Source organism: Sulfitobacter maritimus (assembly GCF_013346665.1).
Lineage (GTDB): Bacteria > Pseudomonadota > Alphaproteobacteria > Rhodobacterales > Rhodobacteraceae > Sulfitobacter > Sulfitobacter maritimus.
The window spans coordinates 590,863-610,215 of sequence record NZ_JABVBB010000021.1 but is presented as its reverse complement, the minus strand read 5'-3'; the positions used below and the strand labels follow the sequence as shown (position 1 = coordinate 610,215).

The window sequence follows — 19,353 nt, the reverse complement described above, 5'->3', positions numbered from 1 at the left end:
TTGATTGGCCCATCAGTCAATAAAAACTTCTCTGGGGAGAACACCAATGAAAAAACTACTCTCGACTTCCATCTTGGCGATGACCGCTGCGACCTCGCTCGCCGCCGCCGAGTGTAATGAAGTCACCTTCTCTGACGTGGGTTGGACTGACATCACGGCCACCACAGCCGCTGCCAGCGTTGTACTGGACGCGCTTGGCTATGACACCGAGACCAAAATCCTCGCCGTGCCGGTGACCTATACCTCCATGGCGGCAGGCGACATTGACGTGTTTTTGGGCAACTGGATGCCCACGATGGAAGGCGATATTGCAAAGTACCGCGAAGAGGGCAGCGTCGACACCGTGCGCGCGAACCTTGAAGGCGCGAAATATACGCTGGCAGTGAACAAAGCCGCCGCCGACATGGGCATCAAGACATTCGCCGACATCGCCGCAAATGCCGATGCACTGGACGGTAAGATTTACGGCATTGAGCCGGGCAACGACGGCAACCGTCTGATCCAATCGATGATCGACGACAACGCCTTTGACCTCAAGGATTTCGAAGTCGTCGAATCCTCCGAGCAGGGCATGTTGGCTCAGGTTCAACGCGCCTCGCGCAAGGAGGAGCCCGTTGTATTCCTTGGCTGGGAACCGCACCCAATGAACGCCAACTTTGACCTGACCTACCTCGAAGGCGGCGACGACTACTTTGGCCCCGATCTTGGCGGTGCCACGGTCTATACCAACACCCGCGCTGGTTTTGTTGAAGAATGCCCGAACCTTGGCAAATTCCTGAACAATCTCGAATTCACGCTGGAGATGGAGAACGAGATCATGGGCGCGATCCTTGATGACGGTGAAGACGCCGAAGAGGCCGCCGCGGCTTGGATCAAGGAAAACCCCGAAGTGCTCGACACTTGGCTCGACGGTGTAACCACCGTGGACGGCGGCGACGCGATGGAAGCCGTCGCTTCGCTGAAGTGATCCGAACGACATGATGAAAACGGCCCGCCCCCGCGCTTTGGGGCGGGCATTCTCATGGGCAACTCTCCAATCCTGAAGGACTCACATGGACTGGCTGACCGAAAACAAGATCCCCGTGGCCAAGGTGGCCGAAGACGCGCTGGACTGGCTGCAAATAAACGGGGCGTGGTTCTTTGACGGGCTGTCCGACGCCATGGAGTGGCTGATTGAGGCGATCCTATGGGTGCTACAAACGCCGCATCCGCTGATCATCATCGCCGTTTTCGCTGTGATTACCTTTGCCATTCAGCGCAGCTTTAAAACCGTGATCTTCGTGGTGCTGGGGTTTTTGTTCATCCTAAACCAAGACTATTGGGAAGAGACCACCGAGAGCCTGACGCTGGTGCTGTCGGCCTGTGTGGTCTGTATGGGCGTGGGCGTGCCGATTGGCATCGCCGTGGCACATCGGCCCCGGCTTTACGCTTGGGTCGCCCCGGTGCTGGACCTGATGCAAACGCTGCCGACCTTTGTCTATCTGATCCCCGCGATTGTGTTTTTCGGCATCGGCATGGTGCCCGGCCTGATCGCTACGGTGATCTTTGTGCTGCCCGCGCCGATCCGGCTCACGCAACTTGGCATCTCCTCGACACCGAAAGCGTTACTGGAGGCCGCGCAGGCATTTGGTGCTAAGCCGCGCCAAACGCTGTGGAAGATCGAACTGCCCTATGCCTTGCCGCAGATCATGACTGGGTTGAACCAGACGATCATGCTCTCGCTGTCGATGGTGGTTATCGCCGCGCTGGTCGGCGCAGACGGGCTGGGCGTGCCGGTGGTGCGTGCCTTGAACCAAGTCAACACAGGCTTGGGATTTGAATCCGGTTTGGTGATCGTCGTCGTCGCGATCATGCTCGACCGTATCCTGCGGGTGGGACGGAAATGAGTAAAGCAGTAGAATTTGACAACGTTTCCATCGTCTTTGGCGACAAGCCAGAGAAGGCTTTGCCGCTGATGGACGAGGGCCAAAGCCGCGCCGAGATCGAAGCGGAGACGGGCCAAGTGCTGGGCGTGCATGATTGCTCACTCAGCGTTGAGAATGGCGAGATCCTTGTGCTGATGGGGCTGTCTGGCTCGGGCAAATCGACGCTTTTGCGGGCGGTGAATGGGCTCAACCCGATGGTGCGCGGCACGGTCCATGTCCATGCGGAGGGCTGGTCTTGTGACATTCATGGCAGCAACGCCGCCGAGTTGCGGCGGGTGCGGCGCGAGGGTGTCTCGATGGTGTTCCAGCAGTTCGGACTGCTGCCGTGGCGGACGGTGCGCGACAATGTGGCGCTTGGGCTGGAACTGTCGAACGTGCCCAAGGCCGAGCGGTTGGAGCGTGCCGAGCGGCAGTTGGAACTAGTAGGTTTGAGCGATTGGGCTGACCGCAAGGTGGGCGAGCTGTCGGGCGGGATGCAGCAGCGCGTGGGCCTTGCCCGTGCCTTTGCCACCGAAGCGCCGATCTTGTTGATGGATGAGCCGTTCTCGGCGCTTGATCCGCTGATACGGACGCGGTTGCAGGACGAATTGCTCGACCTTCAGCGTAAGTTGAACCGCACGATCATCTTTGTCAGCCACGACCTTGACGAAGCCTTCAAACTAGGCGGACGCATCGCCATTATGGAAGGCGGCCGCATCGTGCAGATCGGTACCCCGCGCGAGATTTTCTCGAACCCAGCCTCGGAATATGTGGCGGAGTTCGTGGCCAACATGAACCCGCTGGAAGTGCTTACCGCGCGCGATGTCATGGGACCGGTGGAGGATATCCCCACCCAAGGCGAGACCATGGCCGAAAGCCCGGTGCGTGATCTGATGGACCGGCTGCGCGACCCTGATACGGCGGTTGCGGTAATGGAAAAAGGCGCCCAGATCGGCACGGTCACGGCGCATAGTATCGTGGATCGGTTGACCACGAACACCTGAGAGGCAGGGCGGCGGACCATATGGACGCCGCCCCTCGCTCTGGATTACGAGCGCCGTTCAGAGCCGAACTCGGTTCCCAGACTTTTTAAGATTGGGCAGTCGGGCCGATCATCCCCTGCGCAGTCCCGAACCAAGGTGCTGAGCGTATCACGCATCTCTTGCAGGTCGCGGATCTTGGCTTCGATTTGGGCCAAGTGATCCTTTGCAATCGCCCGCACGTCAGCGCTGGCGCGGTTGCTGTCTTCCCACAGCGCCAGCAGGTTGCGGCAGTCTTCAATGCTGAAGCCCAATGTCCTTGCGCGGCCTAGAAAGGCAAGCTTGTGCATTTCGCTCTCGCGGAAGGCGCGGTAGCCGTTGGAATCCCGCAACGGTTTGACCAGCCCGATGTCCTCGTAATAGCGAATGGTCTTGGGGGGCAGGCCGGTGCGCTCTGCAACTTCTCCGATGTTCATCTGACGCTCCTATTCTGCGGCGACTGGGGTGGCGGTATGGGTAGGCTGCGGCGCTGTGTTCTCGGCCAGCGGTGGGGTGATCCAGCGTAGGCGCAACGCGTTGCTCAGAACAAAGACGCTCGACAAGGCCATGGCCCCCGCCGCCAAGGCTGGCGACAGCAGCCAACCCGTCAGCGGATAGAACGCCCCCGCCGCCACCGGGATCAGCAGCACGTTGTACCCGAAGGCCCAAAAGAGGTTCTGCTGGATGTTGCGCATACTGCGCTGGCTGACGTCAATCGCGCTCACCACCCCGCGCAGATCGCCCGACATCAGCACCACGTCAGCGGCCTCTATCGCGACATCCGTGCCGGTGCCGATGGCAAGCCCCACATCCGCCTGCGCCAGCGCCGGGGCATCGTTGATCCCGTCGCCGACAAAGGCCACCGGCCCCGCTTCGCCCTTCAACCTGTCGATGGCCGCGACCTTGCCGTCAGGCAAGACTTCGGCCACCACCCGGTCGATCCCCAGATCAGCGGCAATGGCATCTGCCGTTCCTTGATTGTCGCCGGTGATCATCGCTACCTTGAGCCCCAGATCGTGCAGCGCCTTGATGGCCTCGGGCGTGCCCTGTTTCACCGGATCGGCCACGGCTATGACGGCGGCAAGCTTGCCGTCGACGGCGGCAAACAGCGGGGTCTTGCCCGCCTTGCCAAAGGCCGCGCCGATCTCTGCGGCATCGCCCAGATCAATCCCATCGCGTTCCATCAGACGGTCCGCCCCCACGCTCACCTGATGTCCCGCGACCACGGCGCTGACGCCGTATCCGGTATGCGACTGGAAATCGCTTATATCATCGGGCAGGGGGCCTGCACGTTCTGCCCGTCGCAGAATGGCCTGCGCGATAGGGTGTTCCGAGCGAGCTTCAACCGCCCCGATAAGCGGCAAAAGCGTGTCTTGGGAAAAACCGTTCAAAGGGGTCAGGTCGGTCAGTTCCGGCTGGCCTTTGGTCAGCGTGCCGGTCTTGTCCAATGCCACGGTTTTGATTCCATGCAGGGTCTGCAAGGCATCGCCGCGCCGAAACAGCACCCCCAGTTGCGCAGCGCGTCCGGTGCCGACCATGATCGACGTGGGCGTGGCCAGTCCCATGGCACAGGGGCAGGCGATAATCAGCACGGCCACGGCAGCCACCAGCGCGTGGCTTAGTGAGGGGCCAAAGGCTAACCAAGCGCCAAAGGTCAGCACCGCCACAGCGATGACCGCAGGCACGAACCACAGGGTAATGCGATTGACCAAATCCTGAATGGGCAGCTTCGCGCCCTGCGCCTCTTCGACCATGCGGATAATCTGGGCAAGCATCGTATCACCGCCCACTTTGGTCGCGCGGAAGGTCAGGCTGCCGGTGCCATTAACCGTGCCGCCCACCACATCAGCGCCTTCGGTCTTTTCCACCGGGACAGGCTCACCCGTGATCATGCTTTCATCGACATAGGATTGGCCCGACTGCACCACCCCGTCGGTGGCGATCTTCTCACCGGGGCGCAGATGGATGATGTCGCCTGCCGCGATCTCCTCGACGGGGATTTCGACGATATCGCCCTCGCGCTCGATCCGCGCACTGCGGGCGCGCAGCCCGATCAGCTTGGCAATCGCGGCCCCGGTACGCCCCTTCGCCCGGGCTTCAAGATAGCGCCCCAGAAGGATCAGCGTCACAATAACCGCAGCCGCCTCGAAATAGACGAGGCGGCTGCCTTCGGGCAGCAGTGCCGGCGCAAAGAGCGCCGTGACCGAGTAGAGCCACGCCGCCCCGGACCCAAGCGCCACCAGCGAATTCATATCCGGCGCACCTTTGAACAGCGCCGGCAAGCCCTTGAGGTAGAAATGCCGCCCCGGTCCGGCAAGCACGAGAGTCGTGAGAACAAATTGAACGAGCCAAGAGGTTTCCATCCCAATGGTCGCATTGATCCAACGGTGAAAGCTCGGGATCAGATGGCCCCCCATCTCAAGAATGAAAACTGGGAGGGTCAGAATGGCCGCCAAAATGGTATTGCGCTTCAGATGTGCGCTTTCGGCCTCCTTCCGGGCAGTTGCATCGCCTTTATTATCCCCACTATCGACCGTGGCCGGATAGCCCGCGGCTGCTGCCGCAGTTTGCACTGCGGCGAGCGTATCCGGGTGGTCAAACATCTCAACCTGCGCCTCTTCGGTCGCGAGGTTGACGTTAACAGAGACCACGCCCGGCACAGCGGACAACGCCCGCTCCACCCGCCCCACACAAGACGCGCAGGTCATCTGCGCGATCTGCAGCCGGCGGGTCACAAGACGGGCGGGGTAGCCTGCCTGCGCCAACGCGTCAGAGACTTTCGCGGTCTCCAGCCCTGGTGCCGCTCGAAGCGTGACGGTTTCGGTCGCAAGGTTAACCTCAGCAGCCCGAACCCCATCGACGGCACCGAGCACCTTTTCGACCCGCCCTACACAAGACGCGCAGCTCATGTTTTCCACACCGAATCTCAGTGCTGTCTCGTCGGTCATCTTTGGCCCCTTTGGTTAAGTTGCTCTTAAGATGGGGCTTCCAGTCACTGGAGGGTCAAGGGAGAAATGGGGATTTTATTTGAGACGATAGATGAGGCCGGAAAGGTTTGCCGCAACATCCCTTCGCACTGACACACATACAGCGCGGATTAGGGTGGAAAACCACCGAATACCAAAAGTAACAGGAAGGAAGTGGTGCCCCCACACGGACTCGAACCGCGGACCTACTGATTACAAATCAGTTGCTCTACCAGCTGAGCTATAGGGGCACTGGAGGCTCATTTAGAGAAACCCACGCGGGGGTGCAAGAGGGGAAATGCGGTTTTCTTTCGGATTTTACACGGACCGCCGGACGGGCTATTTAGCCGTCAGGTTTTGACAGTTGATCGGATTATCATGCAGCTCGTTTTGCATACTGGCGTTCATTTTACAGAAGACGAACGACTGTTAAAATGTTTGCTGCAAAATCAGGATAAGTTTGCCGAAGCGGGTGTGCGTGTGCCCGGGCCGAGCACCTATCGAACCCTGTTTCGGGACACGCTGAACGCGATGCACAAGACCGAGCCTTCGGAGGTTGCGCGGGATGTGTTGCTTGACGCGATTCTCGATGAGGGCCGGGCGGAGCGGGTGATCTTGTCTGACGCTAACTTCTTCCGCTCGCCCGCTACGGGACTGCGCCACGGGATGCTCTATCCCGCAGCCCCGATCCGAATGCGGCGCATGGCGCGGCTGTTTCCCGAGGATGAGATTCGCGTCTTTATGGCGATCCGCAACCCTGCGTCGCTGGTGCCGATCCTCTTCGAAAAAGCGGCGGATCAAAGCGCGGAAGGATGCTGGGGGGGCAGGGGGCCAGAGGATCTGCGTTGGTCTGAAACCATTGCGCAAATGCGTGAGACAGCGCCGGAAATCCCGATCACCGTCTGGTGCAATGAGGACGCACCGTTGATTTGGGCGCAGGTGATCCGCGAGATGGCCGGACTTGCGCCAGAGAGCAAGATTAAGGGCGGGTTTGACCTGCTCCACACGATCATGTCAGCCGAAGGGATGCAGCGGTTTCGGGCCTATCTGCATGCGCACCCTGAAATGTCAGAAGCGCAAAAGCGGCGTGTGATCACAGCGTTCCTTGATAAATTCGCGCTTGAAGAAGAGATCGAGCAAGAGATCGACATGCCCGGTTGGACCGAAGAATTGGTGACTGAGATGACCGCAACTTATGACGCGGATGTTGAGGCCATCCGCGCCATTTCCGGTGTGACGTTGATCACGCCTTAGCGGAGACCTCTGCCAGTTCAGTGATCACGTCATAAGCCATGTCCACATCCTCCGCCGTGGCGGTGAAGGCACCTGCCTGAAAGCGGATTACCAACGCGCCATCAATCCGTGTTTGGGTCAGATAAATCCGCCCGTCGGCATTGATGCGATTGACGAGGTCTTGGTTATGCTGGTCAAGGTCTTGCACCCCGGCAGGCGCGTGGCGAAAGGTAAAGAGCGACAGCATCGGCGCGGTCACGATCTCAAACCCATTGGTCTTGTCCAGCCGTACGGCGAGGTCTTGTGCCCATGTCACATGATTGCGGATCATATCGCGTAGCCCTTCCAGCCCATGCGCCCGGATGAGGAACCACAATTTCAGCGCCCGGAAGCGTCGGCCCAGCGGGACCGACCATTCAGAGTAATTCACAACGCCGTCCGCGCCGTGCGTTTTGAGGTATTCCGGCTGGATCGCTAAGGTGCGCACCAGATCCTCAGGATCACGCAGGAAATGCGTGGTGCAATCGAACTGTGCGCCCAGCCATTTATGCGGGTTCAGGACCACAGAATCCGCGCGCTCGACCCCAGCCCAGAGAGTGCGAAACTCAGGGCAGATCATCGCGGACCCGGCCCAAGCGGCATCCACATGGGTATAGAGCCCCTCGACCTCCGCCACATCCATCACAGCGCCGATGTCGTCGCTGGCCCCTGCGCTGGTGCCGCCGGTGCAGGCGATGATGCCCGCAGGCAGATGACCTGCGGCGCGGTCCGCGGCAATGGCCGCCTGCAGCGCCTCTGGGTCCATCGCGCGATGAGGGCCGTGGGTGGGGATGCGGATCAGGTTGCCTTCGCCAATCCCCGCGATCCAAATCGCGCGGTCGATGGAGGTATGTACCTCTGCCGAGCAATAGATCCGCAGCCGGGGGTGGTCAGACAGCCCCGCCTTGTTGCCCTGCCAGTCCAAAGCCCGTTCGCGCATGGTCAGCACGGCGCAAAGCGTGGCGGAACTGGCACTGTCTTGGATCACCCCGGTAAAGCCATCCGGCAAGCCCACCGCCTGACGCATCCAGTCGCAAACCCGCGTTTCCAGCTCTGTCGCGGCAGGCGAGGTCTGCCAGAGCATACATTGCGCCGCAATGGCCGAGACGAAATACTCCGCCAGCACCGATACGGGGGCGGCATTGGCCGGGAAATAGGCAAAGAATCGGGGATGCTGCCAATGAGTCATGCCGGGCATGATGGTCTGCTCGAAATCATCGAAAATCGCCTGCATCGCCTCGGCAGCTTCGGGCGGCGCGTCGGGCAGGGCCGATAGGATCGCGCCGGGGGCGACCTGCGCGCGCACCGGCCGTTTGCGCAGCCCTGCGTGATAGTCTGCGGCCCAATCCGCAGCGCGGCGGCCCCAATGGCGGAACTCTTCCCAATTCATCGCAGACCCTCACGCCAGACCGTCCGTCGCTTTTGCCTCATCTTATTTCCGCTCCCTGATCTTACTGTCTGCATCCGCTCTTCAAGATTGCGCGCACAAAGGCTATGCTTTTGACATCGCGCCCTTTAGGGCGACGTTTGACTTGTTAAGTAGCGATCAGGAGCCCGTCAAGAATGGTCACCCAACCCCCACTGCGCCGCACGGCCCGATCTTTGCCGATTGCTTTGCTGCGCGCGCGCGAACGAGTGATGGGTCCGATCCGCGAAATCCTGAACGAAAGCGGCATCTCAGAGCAGAAGTTCCGCGTGATCCGCGTGTTGGACGAATCCGGCCCGATGGAGCAAACCGCGCTTGCTCATGCCACCTGCCTGCTGTTGCCCAGCCTCACTCGGATGCTGCGTGCGATGGAGGAGGAAGGGCTGCTGACCCGGTCCAGCGATCCAAACGATGGGCGTAAATCTATCGTGACGGTGACCGACAAGGGCTGTCAGATACTGCAAGACCATGCCGAGGATGCCGCAGCACTTTTTGCCGATTTCGAAGCGCGGTTTGGCAAGGAGCGGATGGAAAACCTGCTCGATATGCTCGAAGACCTCGTGGCACTGGATATGCGCAAAAAAGACTGACGGGCAGGGCCGTCAGCCTGCGTTGCCTACAGCACGGCGCACAGCGCAAATCCCGGCCAAAGCCATCCGCGCGGCATCGGCCTGCGTTGCCATCGCCCCTTGCTGCGACAAGGCCCGCATATAGAGGCTCGCCTGACCCTCCGGCCCCATCACGGCCAAGGATTGACCCAACCAATAGGGCCGTGCGGCGGCAAGTTCGGCACCAATCAATATACCCGCCAAACGCGCATGCGCCGTGGGGGCGGGCAGGGCGCCAAGGGCGCGGTCCGCACGCAACGAGGCCAACCGCCCCGCCAAACGCTCGGGCCGCGACAGCCCGTCGCTGAGCGCTTCGTCAAATGCTGTGTCATCCAGTGCCGTATCCACTTCCGCCGGCCCGTCGGCGCCAAGCATGTCGATCAATTCGCCGGTCAAGAAACTCTGGAAGCTTACCACTTCCCCCGCGCTGACCTGCGCCCAAACAGACGTGGCACCCGGCAGACAGATGACGCCATCCCAGTCTTTGTTCAGGCTTAGAAATCCCGCGATTCGGGTTTCTGCACCCTGCATGAGGCCGCTGGGCGAGTGCTGCCGCAGGCCGGGGATGATGTGCAACTCAAACCCTGCACTGGTCCGCGCAACCGTTTCTGCCGCCATCGCATCGCATGGCACGGTGCGGGGGGAGACATCCGACCGCCCCGGCAGACCGGCTGCAAAGACAGGCAGACCTGCGGGCAGGTTCAACGGCGCGATAAGCTGGGTCAGCGTATCGACAAAGGTGTCCTCGTCGGCGGCAGAAGTGGCGCAAACTGCTGCCTCCAGCGCGGTGCTGCCTTGCATCGCCCAGACCGAAAGGCGGTGTTCAAACCATTCCACGGCCAGCCATTCTACCTGTTTGACCTCTGCCATCCTGTCGCCTTTCATCCTTGATCCTGTCGCTGGCATAGGCCGCAGCGGCGCGGTGTTCAATCCGGAAGCCCAGATCGGCTTGCCGTCGCCTAATTGCTTTAAGCATGAAATATTTACCCTTGAACGAAAACGGAACCGGACTTAGGCTTCCCCCCAAACCGAACCAGAAGGGATTTTCGATGCGTGCAATCTGTCTTGGCGGCGGCCCTGCGGGGCTGTACTTCGCGATCTCGCTGAAACTGCGGCAGCCCGATGCCGATGTGACCGTGCTGGAACGCAACCGCGCTGATGATACCTTTGGCTGGGGCGTGGTGCTTTCGGATGAAACGCTCGACAATCTTGAGGTCAACGATCCGGTTTCCGCCAAGGAGATTCGTAGCCATTTCGCTTATTGGGACGACATTGCTCTGCATCACAAAGGCAATGTGATCCACAGCTCCGGTCACGGTTTCTGCGGCATCGGGCGCAAGCGGCTCTTGCTGATCTTGCAAAACCGGGCGCGGGAGTTGGGCGTGAATCTTCAGTTCGAGACCGAGGTCAAAGCCGCGTCTGACTATATGAAGGACTATGATCTTGTCGTCGCAGCAGACGGGTTGAATTCAAAAACCCGGATGGAGTTCGAAGACACATTCAAGCCCGACATTGACGTGCGCCGCTGCCCCTTTGTCTGGCTCGGCACCCATCAGAAATTCGACAACGCCTTCACCTTTATCTTTGAAAAGACCGACAAGGGCTGGATCTGGGTCCACGCCTATCAGTTCGACAAAGACACGGCGACCTTCATCGTCGAATGTAGCCAAAAGACATTCGATGCCTATGGCTTTGGCGAAAAGACCCAAGAAGAGACCATCGCGATCTGCGAGGAAATCTTCAAAGACCACCTCGATGGCCACAAGCTGATGACCAACGCCAGCCACATCCGCGGCTCGGCCTGGATCAAATTCCCCCGTGTGCTCTGCGAAAAGTGGAGCCATGAGAATGTCGTGTTGCTGGGCGATGCCTCGGCCACGGCGCATTTCTCGATTGGGTCGGGGACGAAACTAGCGCTGGAATCCGCGATCTCACTCGCAAAACACGTCACCGATGACCCCAATCTCGCCACTGCGTTCGAGAAATACGAAGACGCCCGCCGTCTTGAGGTGCTGCGTCTGCAATCGGCGGCGCGTAACTCCGTCGAATGGTTCGAAGATGTCGAGCGTTACCTTGACCTCGACCCGGTCCAATTGAACTACTCCATGCTAACCCGGAGCCAGCGCATCAGCCATGAGAACCTGCGCGAGCGCGATCCTAAATGGCTGGAGGGAGCCGAAAAATGGTTCCTTGAACAGGCGGGTGCCGATACCAACGGCCCCATCCGCGCCCCGATGTTCGCACCTTTCCAACTGCGTGACATGAAACTTAATAACCGCATCGTTGTCTCGCCCATGGCGCAGTACAAGGCGGTCGATGGCTGCCCGACCGACTGGCACCTCATTCACTACGCCGAACGCGCCAAAGGCGGAGCGGGGCTGGTCTATACCGAAATGACCTGCGTCTCGCCGCAGGGTCGCATTACGCCGGGCTGTCCGGGCCTTTACGCGACAGAGCATGAGGCCGCATGGAAGCGCCTGACCGATTTCGTTCATGCCGAGACCGACGCAAAAATCTGCTGCCAGATCGGCCATTCGGGGCGCAAAGGCTCCACGCAGGTCGGCTGGGAAGAGATGGACGCGCCATTGAAAGCCGGCAATTGGGAAATCATCTCTGCTTCCGCGATCCCGTGGTCGGAAAAGAACGCCGTGCCAAAAGCCGCGACCCGTGAAGACATGGACGTGATCCGCGACGAATTTGTTGAGGCCACCCGCATGGCCCATCGCGCTAACTTTGACATGATTGAGTTGCACGCGGCCCACGGCTATCTGATCTCGTCCTTCATCTCGCCCCTGTCGAACCAGCGCGAGGATGAGTACGGCGGCAGCTTGGAAAACCGCATGCGCTACCCGCTGGAAGTGTTCAAAGCAATGCGCGACGCTTGGCCCGAAGAAAAGCCGATGGCGGTGCGTATCTCGGCCACGGATTGGGTTGAAGAAGACGGCGTAACCCCCGAAGAAGCCGTGAAAATTGCGCGGATGTTTAGCGCGGCCGGGGCCGATATCATCGATGTGTCGGCGGGCCAGACCTCGAAACAAGCCAAGCCCGTCTATGGGCGCATGTTCCAGACCCCCTTCAGCGACCGCATCCGCAACGATGGTGGGATCAAGACCATGGCGGTGGGCAATATCTATGAGGCCGATCACGTGAATTCGATCCTCATGGCGGGGCGGGCCGATCTGGTCTGCCTTGCGCGGCCGCATCTGGCCGATCCTTATTGGACGCTCCATGCCGCCGCTGCCATTGGCGACCGCCATGCTGATTGGCCACTGCCTTATGGGCCGGGCCGCGATCAGACATGGCGCTTGGCCGACCGCGCGGCGGAGATGGAGAAAGTATGAGCCATATCGTCATCACCGGCGGCGGCTCCGGCGTCGGGGCAGAGATCGCCCGCGCCGTGGCCGATAGCGGGGCCAAGGTTACCATCATGGGCCGCCGCGAAGCGCCGTTGCGCGAACAAGGGCTGCCGTTCCAGACCTGCGACGTCACCGATGCCAAGGCCGTGGCCGACGCCTTTGCCGCCGCCCGCGCTGAAGATGGCCCGATCACCGGTGTCATCGCCAATGCCGGCGCCGCCCATTCCGCGCCTTTCGACAAGATCACCGCGCAGGACATGAACGATATGTTCGCCGTCAATGTCACCGGGGTCTTTAACGTCTGGCAGGCCGCATTGGCGGAGATGAAAGAGGCAAAACGAGGCCGCTTGATCGCCGTCGCCTCGACCGCCGGCCTCAAGGGCTACCCCTACGTCGCGGGCTATGTTGCCGCGAAACACGGTGTCATCGGCCTTACCCGTGCGTTGGCGCTGGAAGTCGCGCGTACGGGCATCACCGTCAACGCGATCTGCCCCGGTTTCATCGACACACCGCTGTTGGAACGCTCGGTCGAGAACATCACCAACACCACCGGCAAAAGCGCCGACGAAGCCCGTGCCATCCTGAAACGCGCCAGCCCGCAGAACCGCTTTGTCGACACCGGCGAAGTCGCAGCGGCTGCGCTTTATCTCCTCTCTGACGCTGCCGCGGCGGTGAACGGCCACACACTGTCCCTCTCAGGAGGCGAGATTTGAGCAACGCCGCCAAGGATCGCGTCCGCCTCTGGCTGCGCCTGCTGAAAGTCGTGCGCGGCCTTGAGCAGGAGTTGCGCGACATCCTGCGCCGTGAGCACAAGACGACCTTGCCCCGGTTCGACGTGATGTCCGCCCTGTCGCGCCATCCCGAGGGGCTGAAAATGAGCCAGCTTTCCGGTGTGCTGCGGGTGTCCAACGGCAATGTCACCGGCATTGCGGACCGGCTCAGCGAAGAGGGGCTGGTCGAGCGTATCGCCGTGCCGGGGGACCGTCGTGCGATGCTGCTGCGGCTGACGCCCGAAGGTGCTGCGCAATTCGCCCGCCAAGCGCAGGCGCATGAAGACTGGATCAACGAAAAACTGCGCGGCATCTCAGCCGAGGAAGCCCGCGCTATGGCGGACCGCCTACAGGCGTTCGCCGCTCAAACGGAAGAAAAGGAACAAGCCAATGCGCAGTGATGTCAAACATTTTCAGTGCGAGATTAAAGACCGGATCGCCACCGTGCGGCTCGACCGGCCTGACCGCAAGAACCCGCTGACCTTTGACAGCTACGCCGAGCTGCGCGACTGGTTCCGCGATCTCGTCTATGCTGATGACGTCGATGTGGTGATCTTTGGCTCCAATGGTGGCAACTTTAGCTCCGGCGGCGATGTGCATGATATCATTGGGCCTTTGACCCGGATGAACATGAAAGAACTGCTGCGTTTTACCCGCATGACCGGCGATCTGGTCAAGGCGATCGTGAACTGCGGCAAGCCTGTCATCGCGGCGGTGGATGGCGTCTGTGTCGGCGCAGGCGCGATCATCGCTATGGCCTCTGACCTACGGCTGGCCACGGCGGAGGCTAAGACGGCTTTCCTCTTTACCCGTGTGGGCCTTGCGGGCTGTGACATGGGTGCCTGCGCGATCCTGCCGCGCATCATTGGCCAGACGCGGGCAGCCGAACTGCTCTACACCGGCCGCGCTATGTCCGCTGAAGAGGGCGAACGCTGGGGCTTCTACAACCGTCTTGTGACAGGCGAGACGTTGGAAGACGAAGCACTGAAGCTGGCGCAAAAAATTCAGGCGGGTCCGAATTTTGCGCATATGATGACCAAGACGATGCTGGCGCAGGAATGGGCCATGTCCATCGAACAGGCGATTGAGGCCGAGGCGCAGGCACAGGCGATCTGTATGCAGACCGGCGACTTTGAGCGGGCTTACAACGCCTTCGTTGCCAAAGAACGCCCAGTCTTCGAAGGGGACTGAGCCACAAACGAAAAGCCAAAAGAAAAACTACGCGGGGAGGCGTAAATCATGGCTGACAAAAGTTTTCTTGACTGGCCCTTTTTTGAGCCGCGCCACAAAGAATTGGCGCTGGCGCTGGATAAATGGGCCGGGCAAGAGTTAAAGAATGTCGATCACGGCGATACCGATGGGGCTTGCCGTGACCTTGTGACGATGATGGGGCAGGACGGCTGGCTGCGTCATAGCGGGGCGGAAGGCGACGAGGTGCTTGACGTCCGCACGCTCTGCCTGATCCGCGAAACGCTGGCGCGCCATGACGGGCTGGCGGATTTTGCCTTTGCCATGCAAGGGCTTGGCACCGGGGCGATTTCGCTTTTTGGTACGGATGAACAGAAGGCCGAATGGCTGCCCAAGACCCGCTCAGGGCAAGCGATCTCCGCCTTTGCGCTGACCGAGCCGCAGTCTGGCTCTGACGTGGCAAACTCCACCATGACCGCCAAGGCAGATGGCAACGGCTATGTCCTCGACGGGCGCAAGACGTGGATATCCAACGGTGGCATTGCCGATGTCTACACCGTTTTCGCCCGCACAGGGGAGGCGCCGGGGGCCAAGGGGCTTTCGGCCTTTATCGTGCCTGCCAACACGCCGGGGCTGATGGTCGAGGAACGGTTGGAGGTCATGGCACCACACCCGCTGGCGACGCTGCATTTCGACAATGTGAAACTGCCCGGCTCGGCGCTTCTGGGCGAGGCTGGGCGCGGCTTTGCCATCGCCATGTCGGTGTTGGATGTGTTCCGCTCCACCGTCGCCGCTGCCGCTTTGGGCTTTGCGCGGCGGGCGCTGGATGAAGCGCTGGACCGCGTGACCACGCGCCAAGTACAGGGCGCCCCGCTGAGCGAGCTGCAGCTGGTGCAGGGCCATATCGCAGACATGGCGCTCGACGTCGATGCCGCGGCATTGCTCGTCTACCGCGCGGCCTGGACCAAAGACAGCGGCGCCCCGCGGGTGACACGCGAAGCGGCAATGGCAAAACTCTTTGCCACTGATCAAGCGCAAAAAGTCATCGACACGGCGGTGCAACTGCATGGCGGTGACGGCGTACGCCATGGCGAGGCGGTTGAGCGGCTTTATCGCGAAATCAGGGCCTTGCGCATTTACGAAGGCGCGTCTGACGTGCAACGTGTCGTCATCGCGCGTCAGACATTGGGGGCCATGGGATGAAGCTGTACCAAAGCGCACATGAAGATACGTTCACCCGCGATAACCTTCCGCCCATGGATCAGTGGCCGGACTTTAACCTAACCGGCTTTGACTATCCCGAACGGTTGAATGTTGGCGTCGAACTCACTGATTCTATGGTTGAAAAAGGGTTTGGAGATCGCACCGCCCTTATCGGGAATGGCCGCCGCCGGACCTATAAGGAACTGGCGGACTGGACCAACCGTCTGGCCAGCGCGATGGTCGAAGACCTTGGCTTAAGGCCCGGCAACCGGGTGCTGATCCGCTCGGCCAATAACCCTGCCATGGTGGCCTGTTGGTTGGCCGCGACCAAGGCGGGGGCGGTGGTGGTCAATACCATGCCCATGCTGCGGGCGGGGGAGTTGTCGGCGATTGTTGATAAGGCTGAAATCAGTCACGCCTTCTGCGACACCCGCCTGATGGATGAGATGACGACCTGTGCGAAATCCTCCGCGTACCTCAAGACCGTGGTAGGGTTTGATGGCACCAGCAACCATGACGCCGAGCTCGACCGTCTGGCGCTGGAAAAACCGGTTCAGTTCGAGGCGGTTCAAACCGCCCAGGACGATGTCGCCTTGCTGGGATTCACATCAGGAACAACCGGTAACCCCAAAGCAACAATGCATTTTCATCGCGACCTTCTGATCATCGCAGATGGCTATGCCCGCGAAGTGCTTGGTGTGACGCCAGAGGACGTTTTTGTGGGCTCGCCCCCCTTGGCCTTTACCTTCGGCCTTGGCGGTCTCGCCGTTTTCCCCCTGCGCTTCGGCGCAGCGGCGACCCTACTGGAAACCGCCAGCCCGCCGAATATGATTGAGATCATCGAGAAGTACAAAGCGACTGTCTGTTTCACCGCGCCCACGGCCTACCGCGCCATGTTACAGGCGATGGAAGAGGGCGCGGACCTCAGCAGCCTACGCGCCGCTGTTTCCGCGGGGGAGACCTTGCCCGCGCCCGTCTATTATGAGTGGAAGGAAAAGACCGGCAAGCCGATGCTCGACGGGATCGGCGCGACAGAGATGCTGCATATCTTCATTTCCAACCGTTTCGACGACCACCGCGCCGCCTGTACCGGCAAGCCTGTCACCGGCTATGAGGCGCGGGTGATTGATGCCGACGGCAATGAAGTGCCGCGGGGTGAGGTCGGTCGGCTCGCTGTGCGCGGGCCAACCGGTTGCCGTTATCTCGGTGATGCCCGGCAGGCGGACTATGTGAAGGACGGCTGGAACATCACCGGCGATAGTTTCACCATGGATGAGGACGGCTACCTGCATTTCGCCGCCCGCAACGATGATATGATTATCAGTTCCGGCTACAACATCGCAGGGCCAGAGGTTGAGGCCGCATTGCTGAGCCACCCCTTTGTCAGCGAATGTGGCGTGGTCGCCGCTCCGGACGAAGCACGCGGTTCTATCGTGCAGGCGCATGTGGTTCTGGTCGAAGGCACAGCCGAAGATGCCGTGACGATCAAGACCTTGCAAGACCATGTTAAAGCGACAATCGCGCCCTATAAATACCCGCGCGAGATCCGGTTTCTTAAAGAACTGCCGAAAACCGCCACCGGTAAAATTCAGCGTTTCGCGCTGAGAGAGGATAAATGAGCACCTTCGACGAAGCCTCCAAAGGCGCAAAGATGAGTTTCGCCAAGGACAAGTCCTATGGCGATTACCTTGGGCTGGACCAGATCCTGACCACCGAAAACCCGCTCGACATGGCGCATGATGGGCTGTTGTTCATCATCCAGCACCAGACGTCGGAACTTTGGATGAAGCTGGCGATCCATGAGTTGACGGCCTGTCGCGAAGCACTGCAAGCCGGGGAATTGCGTCAGAGTTTCAAGATGTTGACCCGTGTGGCGCGCATTTTTGAGCAGCTCAATTCCGCGTGGGACGTGTTGCGCACCATGACGCCGAGTGAATATACGGCCTTTCGCCCGCACCTCGGCGCGTCCTCTGGCTTTCAGTCCTATCAGTACCGCCTGATCGAGTACCTGCTTGGCAACCGTATCGCTGCGTTGACCAAGCTCCATGAGCATACGCCGGAGCCACATGCGGCGCTGGTGGCGGAAATGGAAAAGCCGAGCCTTTATCAAGTGGCGATCGACCTGATGTGCGCGCGCATGGGCGAAGCCCCCTTGGCCGGTGCGCCGGAGCCGAAGGGTTGGGCGCCGAAGCAGGAGGTGCAGGACCTCTGGCAGAAGGTTTATGAAGACCCCACAACCCATTGGGAACTATACGAACTGGCTGAGAAACTGGTCGACCTCGAAGACTATTTCCGGCGTTGGCGGTTTAACCACGTCACCACCGTGGAACGTATCATCGGTTTTAAGCGCGGCACCGGAGGCACGTCAGGTGTGACCTATCTGCGCAAAATGCTCGAAGTGGAACTCTTCCCCGAGCTTTGGCATGTGAGAGGAGCGCTGTAAGTGTCTGTTTTGAAAAAGGATCAGTTTGTTCTACCCGACGGGGTCATCTACCTCGACGGCAACTCTTTGGGGCCGTTGCCCAAAGCCGCTGCGGCACGTGTGCAGGAGATGATCGCGGACGAATGGGGCGAGATGTTGATCCGTGGTTGGAACCAAGCCGGGTGGATGGAACAGCCCACGCGGGTTGGCAATATGGTGGCCAAAGTCGTCGGTGCGCCTGAAGGATCGGTCGTTATGGGCGACACGCTGTCGATCAAGGTGTTTCAGGCGCTGGCCTCGGCGGTCAAGCTGCGGCAAGGGCGCAAGGTGATCCTATCGGACACCGGTAACTTCCCTTCGGATCTTTATATGGCCGAAGGCTTGGTCGGGCTGTTAGAGCAGGGCTATGAGCTGCGCAGCGTCGCACCTGAAAAGGTGAAGGACGTGATTGGCGAAGACATCGCCGCCGTGATGCTCACCGAGGTCGATTATCGTACGGGTCGCAAACACGACATGAAGGCGATGACCGAACTGGCCCATGCCAGCGGTGCGGTGATGATCTGGGATCTGGCACATTCGGCGGGGGCGCTGCCGGTCGATCTGGCCGGGAGCAACTGCGAATTTGCCGTGGGCTGCACCTACAAATACCTCAACGGCGGGCCGGGCGCGCCGGGGTTCATCTATGTGCGGCCTGATTTGGCGGATGCGGTGCAACCTGCACTGGCCGGGTGGCTGGGGCATCGCCAGCCCTTTGCCTTCGATCTTGCGTACCAGCCCGGACAGGGGATTGAGCGGATGCGCGTTGGCACGCCGCCTGTGATCCAACTGACCGCGCTGGAAGTGGCGATGGAGCTTTGGGCCGATGTGGACATGCAAGAGTTGCGCGCGGCCTCAATCGCGTTGCAGGAGCAGTTCATCGAAGAAGTCGAGCGCGACGTGCCACAACTCACCCTCGCCAGCCCGCGCAACAGCGCCGAGCGGGGCAGTCAGGTGTCGTTCCGGTTTGAGGAAGGCTACGCCGCCATGCAAGCCGTGATCGACCGCGGCGTGATTGGCGACTTCCGTGCGCCCGATATCATGCGCTTTGGTTTTACGCCGCTTTATATCGATGCCGAGGATGTCTCCAAAGCCGTCGCGATCATTCGCGATGTGATGGAGAACCGTCTTTGGGACAACGAAAAATACAAGACCCGCGCGAGGGTGACCTGACAGGGGCAAA

At 60.5% G+C, this 19,353-nt stretch carries 17 protein-coding genes and 1 tRNA gene; 13 read left to right on the top strand and 5 right to left on the bottom strand.

Going from position 1 to position 19,353, the window contains the following annotated elements; translation table 11 throughout:
- The first annotated feature begins 46 nt into the window (after nucleotides 1–46).
- The 3 genes from HTT03_RS04975 (at nucleotide 47) to choV (ending at nucleotide 2,908) form a co-directional block, all read left to right on the top strand.
- On the top strand, nucleotides 47–967 hold the full coding sequence (locus tag HTT03_RS04975; protein WP_174858748.1) for a choline ABC transporter substrate-binding protein: 921 nt from the start codon (nucleotides 47–49) through the stop codon (nucleotides 965–967).
- Between the two features lie 85 nt (nucleotides 968–1,052).
- On the top strand, nucleotides 1,053–1,886 hold the full coding sequence (gene choW, locus HTT03_RS04970) for a choline ABC transporter permease subunit (RefSeq protein ID WP_174858747.1): 834 nt from the start codon (nucleotides 1,053–1,055) through the stop codon (nucleotides 1,884–1,886).
- Nucleotides 1,883–2,908 (top strand): choline ABC transporter ATP-binding protein, encoded by a 1,026-nt coding sequence (gene choV / locus HTT03_RS04965; RefSeq protein ID WP_174858746.1) that lies wholly within the window; start codon nucleotides 1,883–1,885, stop codon nucleotides 2,906–2,908. The genes choW and choV overlap by 4 nt, the downstream gene beginning before the upstream one ends.
- A 44-nt stretch (nucleotides 2,909–2,952) precedes the next feature.
- Here choV and cueR read toward each other — a convergent pair whose 3' ends face one another.
- The 3 genes from cueR to HTT03_RS04950 all read right to left on the bottom strand — a co-directional run bounded on the left by cueR (nucleotide 2,953) and on the right by HTT03_RS04950 (nucleotide 6,140).
- Nucleotides 2,953–3,360 (bottom strand): Cu(I)-responsive transcriptional regulator, encoded by a 408-nt coding sequence (gene cueR, locus HTT03_RS04960; protein ID WP_174858745.1) that lies wholly within the window; start codon nucleotides 3,358–3,360, stop codon nucleotides 2,953–2,955.
- A 9-nt stretch (nucleotides 3,361–3,369) separates the two neighbouring features.
- Nucleotides 3,370–5,871, bottom strand: a complete 2,502-nt coding sequence (locus tag HTT03_RS04955; RefSeq protein WP_174858744.1) for a heavy metal translocating P-type ATPase — start codon at nucleotides 5,869–5,871, stop codon at nucleotides 3,370–3,372.
- 193 nt (nucleotides 5,872–6,064) lie between these two features.
- Nucleotides 6,065–6,140 (bottom strand) — tRNA-Thr (locus HTT03_RS04950).
- A gap of 127 nt (nucleotides 6,141–6,267) precedes the next feature.
- Between HTT03_RS04950 and HTT03_RS04945 the strand changes: the two genes are divergently transcribed.
- Entirely contained in the window at nucleotides 6,268–7,143 is an 876-nt protein-coding gene (locus tag HTT03_RS04945) for a hypothetical protein (RefSeq protein WP_174858743.1), read from the top strand.
- On the opposite strand, the gene HTT03_RS04940 is transcribed toward HTT03_RS04945, so the two are convergent.
- Nucleotides 7,133–8,551, bottom strand: coding sequence for a pyridoxal phosphate-dependent decarboxylase family protein (locus tag HTT03_RS04940; RefSeq protein WP_174858742.1), 1,419 nt, complete (start codon nucleotides 8,549–8,551; stop codon nucleotides 7,133–7,135). The genes HTT03_RS04945 and HTT03_RS04940 overlap by 11 nt on opposite strands.
- 173 nt (nucleotides 8,552–8,724) lie before the next feature.
- Here HTT03_RS04940 and hpaR point away from each other — a divergent pair, with 173 nt between their 5' ends.
- On the top strand, nucleotides 8,725–9,177 hold the full coding sequence (gene hpaR, locus HTT03_RS04935) for a homoprotocatechuate degradation operon regulator HpaR (RefSeq protein WP_174858741.1): 453 nt from the start codon (nucleotides 8,725–8,727) through the stop codon (nucleotides 9,175–9,177).
- Nucleotides 9,178–9,189: 12 nt separating this feature from the next.
- Here the strand turns inward: hpaR and HTT03_RS04930 are convergent, their stop codons facing one another.
- Complete coding sequence (locus tag HTT03_RS04930; RefSeq protein ID WP_174858740.1) at nucleotides 9,190–10,080, bottom strand: 2-dehydro-3-deoxygalactonokinase; 891 nt, start codon at nucleotides 10,078–10,080, stop codon at nucleotides 9,190–9,192.
- 164 nt (nucleotides 10,081–10,244) lie between these two features.
- Between HTT03_RS04930 and HTT03_RS04925 the strand changes: the two genes are divergently transcribed.
- From HTT03_RS04925 to kynU, 8 genes are read left to right on the top strand one after another with little or no spacing between them, the layout of a single operon-like run.
- Nucleotides 10,245–12,536 carry a bifunctional salicylyl-CoA 5-hydroxylase/oxidoreductase gene (locus HTT03_RS04925; RefSeq protein WP_174858739.1) on the top strand — a complete coding sequence of 764 codons (2,292 nt, stop codon included), beginning with the start codon at nucleotides 10,245–10,247 and terminating at the stop codon, nucleotides 12,534–12,536.
- Nucleotides 12,533–13,264, top strand: a complete 732-nt coding sequence (locus tag HTT03_RS04920; RefSeq protein ID WP_174858738.1) for an SDR family NAD(P)-dependent oxidoreductase — start codon at nucleotides 12,533–12,535, stop codon at nucleotides 13,262–13,264. Before HTT03_RS04925 ends, HTT03_RS04920 begins: the two co-directional genes overlap by 4 nt.
- Nucleotides 13,261–13,722, top strand: coding sequence for a MarR family winged helix-turn-helix transcriptional regulator (locus tag HTT03_RS04915; protein ID WP_174858737.1), 462 nt, complete (start codon nucleotides 13,261–13,263; stop codon nucleotides 13,720–13,722). The genes HTT03_RS04920 and HTT03_RS04915 overlap by 4 nt, the downstream gene beginning before the upstream one ends.
- Complete coding sequence (locus HTT03_RS04910; protein ID WP_174858736.1) at nucleotides 13,712–14,512, top strand: enoyl-CoA hydratase family protein; 801 nt, start codon at nucleotides 13,712–13,714, stop codon at nucleotides 14,510–14,512. The genes HTT03_RS04915 and HTT03_RS04910 overlap by 11 nt, the downstream gene beginning before the upstream one ends.
- A 48-nt stretch (nucleotides 14,513–14,560) precedes the next feature.
- On the top strand, nucleotides 14,561–15,712 hold the full coding sequence (locus HTT03_RS04905) for an acyl-CoA dehydrogenase family protein (protein ID WP_174858735.1): 1,152 nt from the start codon (nucleotides 14,561–14,563) through the stop codon (nucleotides 15,710–15,712).
- Nucleotides 15,709–17,331, top strand: coding sequence for an AMP-binding protein (locus tag HTT03_RS04900; RefSeq protein ID WP_174858734.1), 1,623 nt, complete (start codon nucleotides 15,709–15,711; stop codon nucleotides 17,329–17,331). The genes HTT03_RS04905 and HTT03_RS04900 overlap by 4 nt, the downstream gene beginning before the upstream one ends.
- The gene (locus HTT03_RS04895) at nucleotides 17,328–18,155 is read left to right on the top strand and encodes a tryptophan 2,3-dioxygenase (protein ID WP_174858733.1); all 828 of its coding nucleotides are present in this window, start codon (nucleotides 17,328–17,330) and stop codon (nucleotides 18,153–18,155) included. The genes HTT03_RS04900 and HTT03_RS04895 overlap by 4 nt, the downstream gene beginning before the upstream one ends.
- A complete protein-coding gene (gene kynU, locus HTT03_RS04890; protein ID WP_174858732.1) occupies nucleotides 18,156–19,343 on the top strand; it encodes a kynureninase in 1,188 nt (395 codons plus the stop codon).
- Nucleotides 19,344–19,353: the final 10 nt, after the last annotated feature.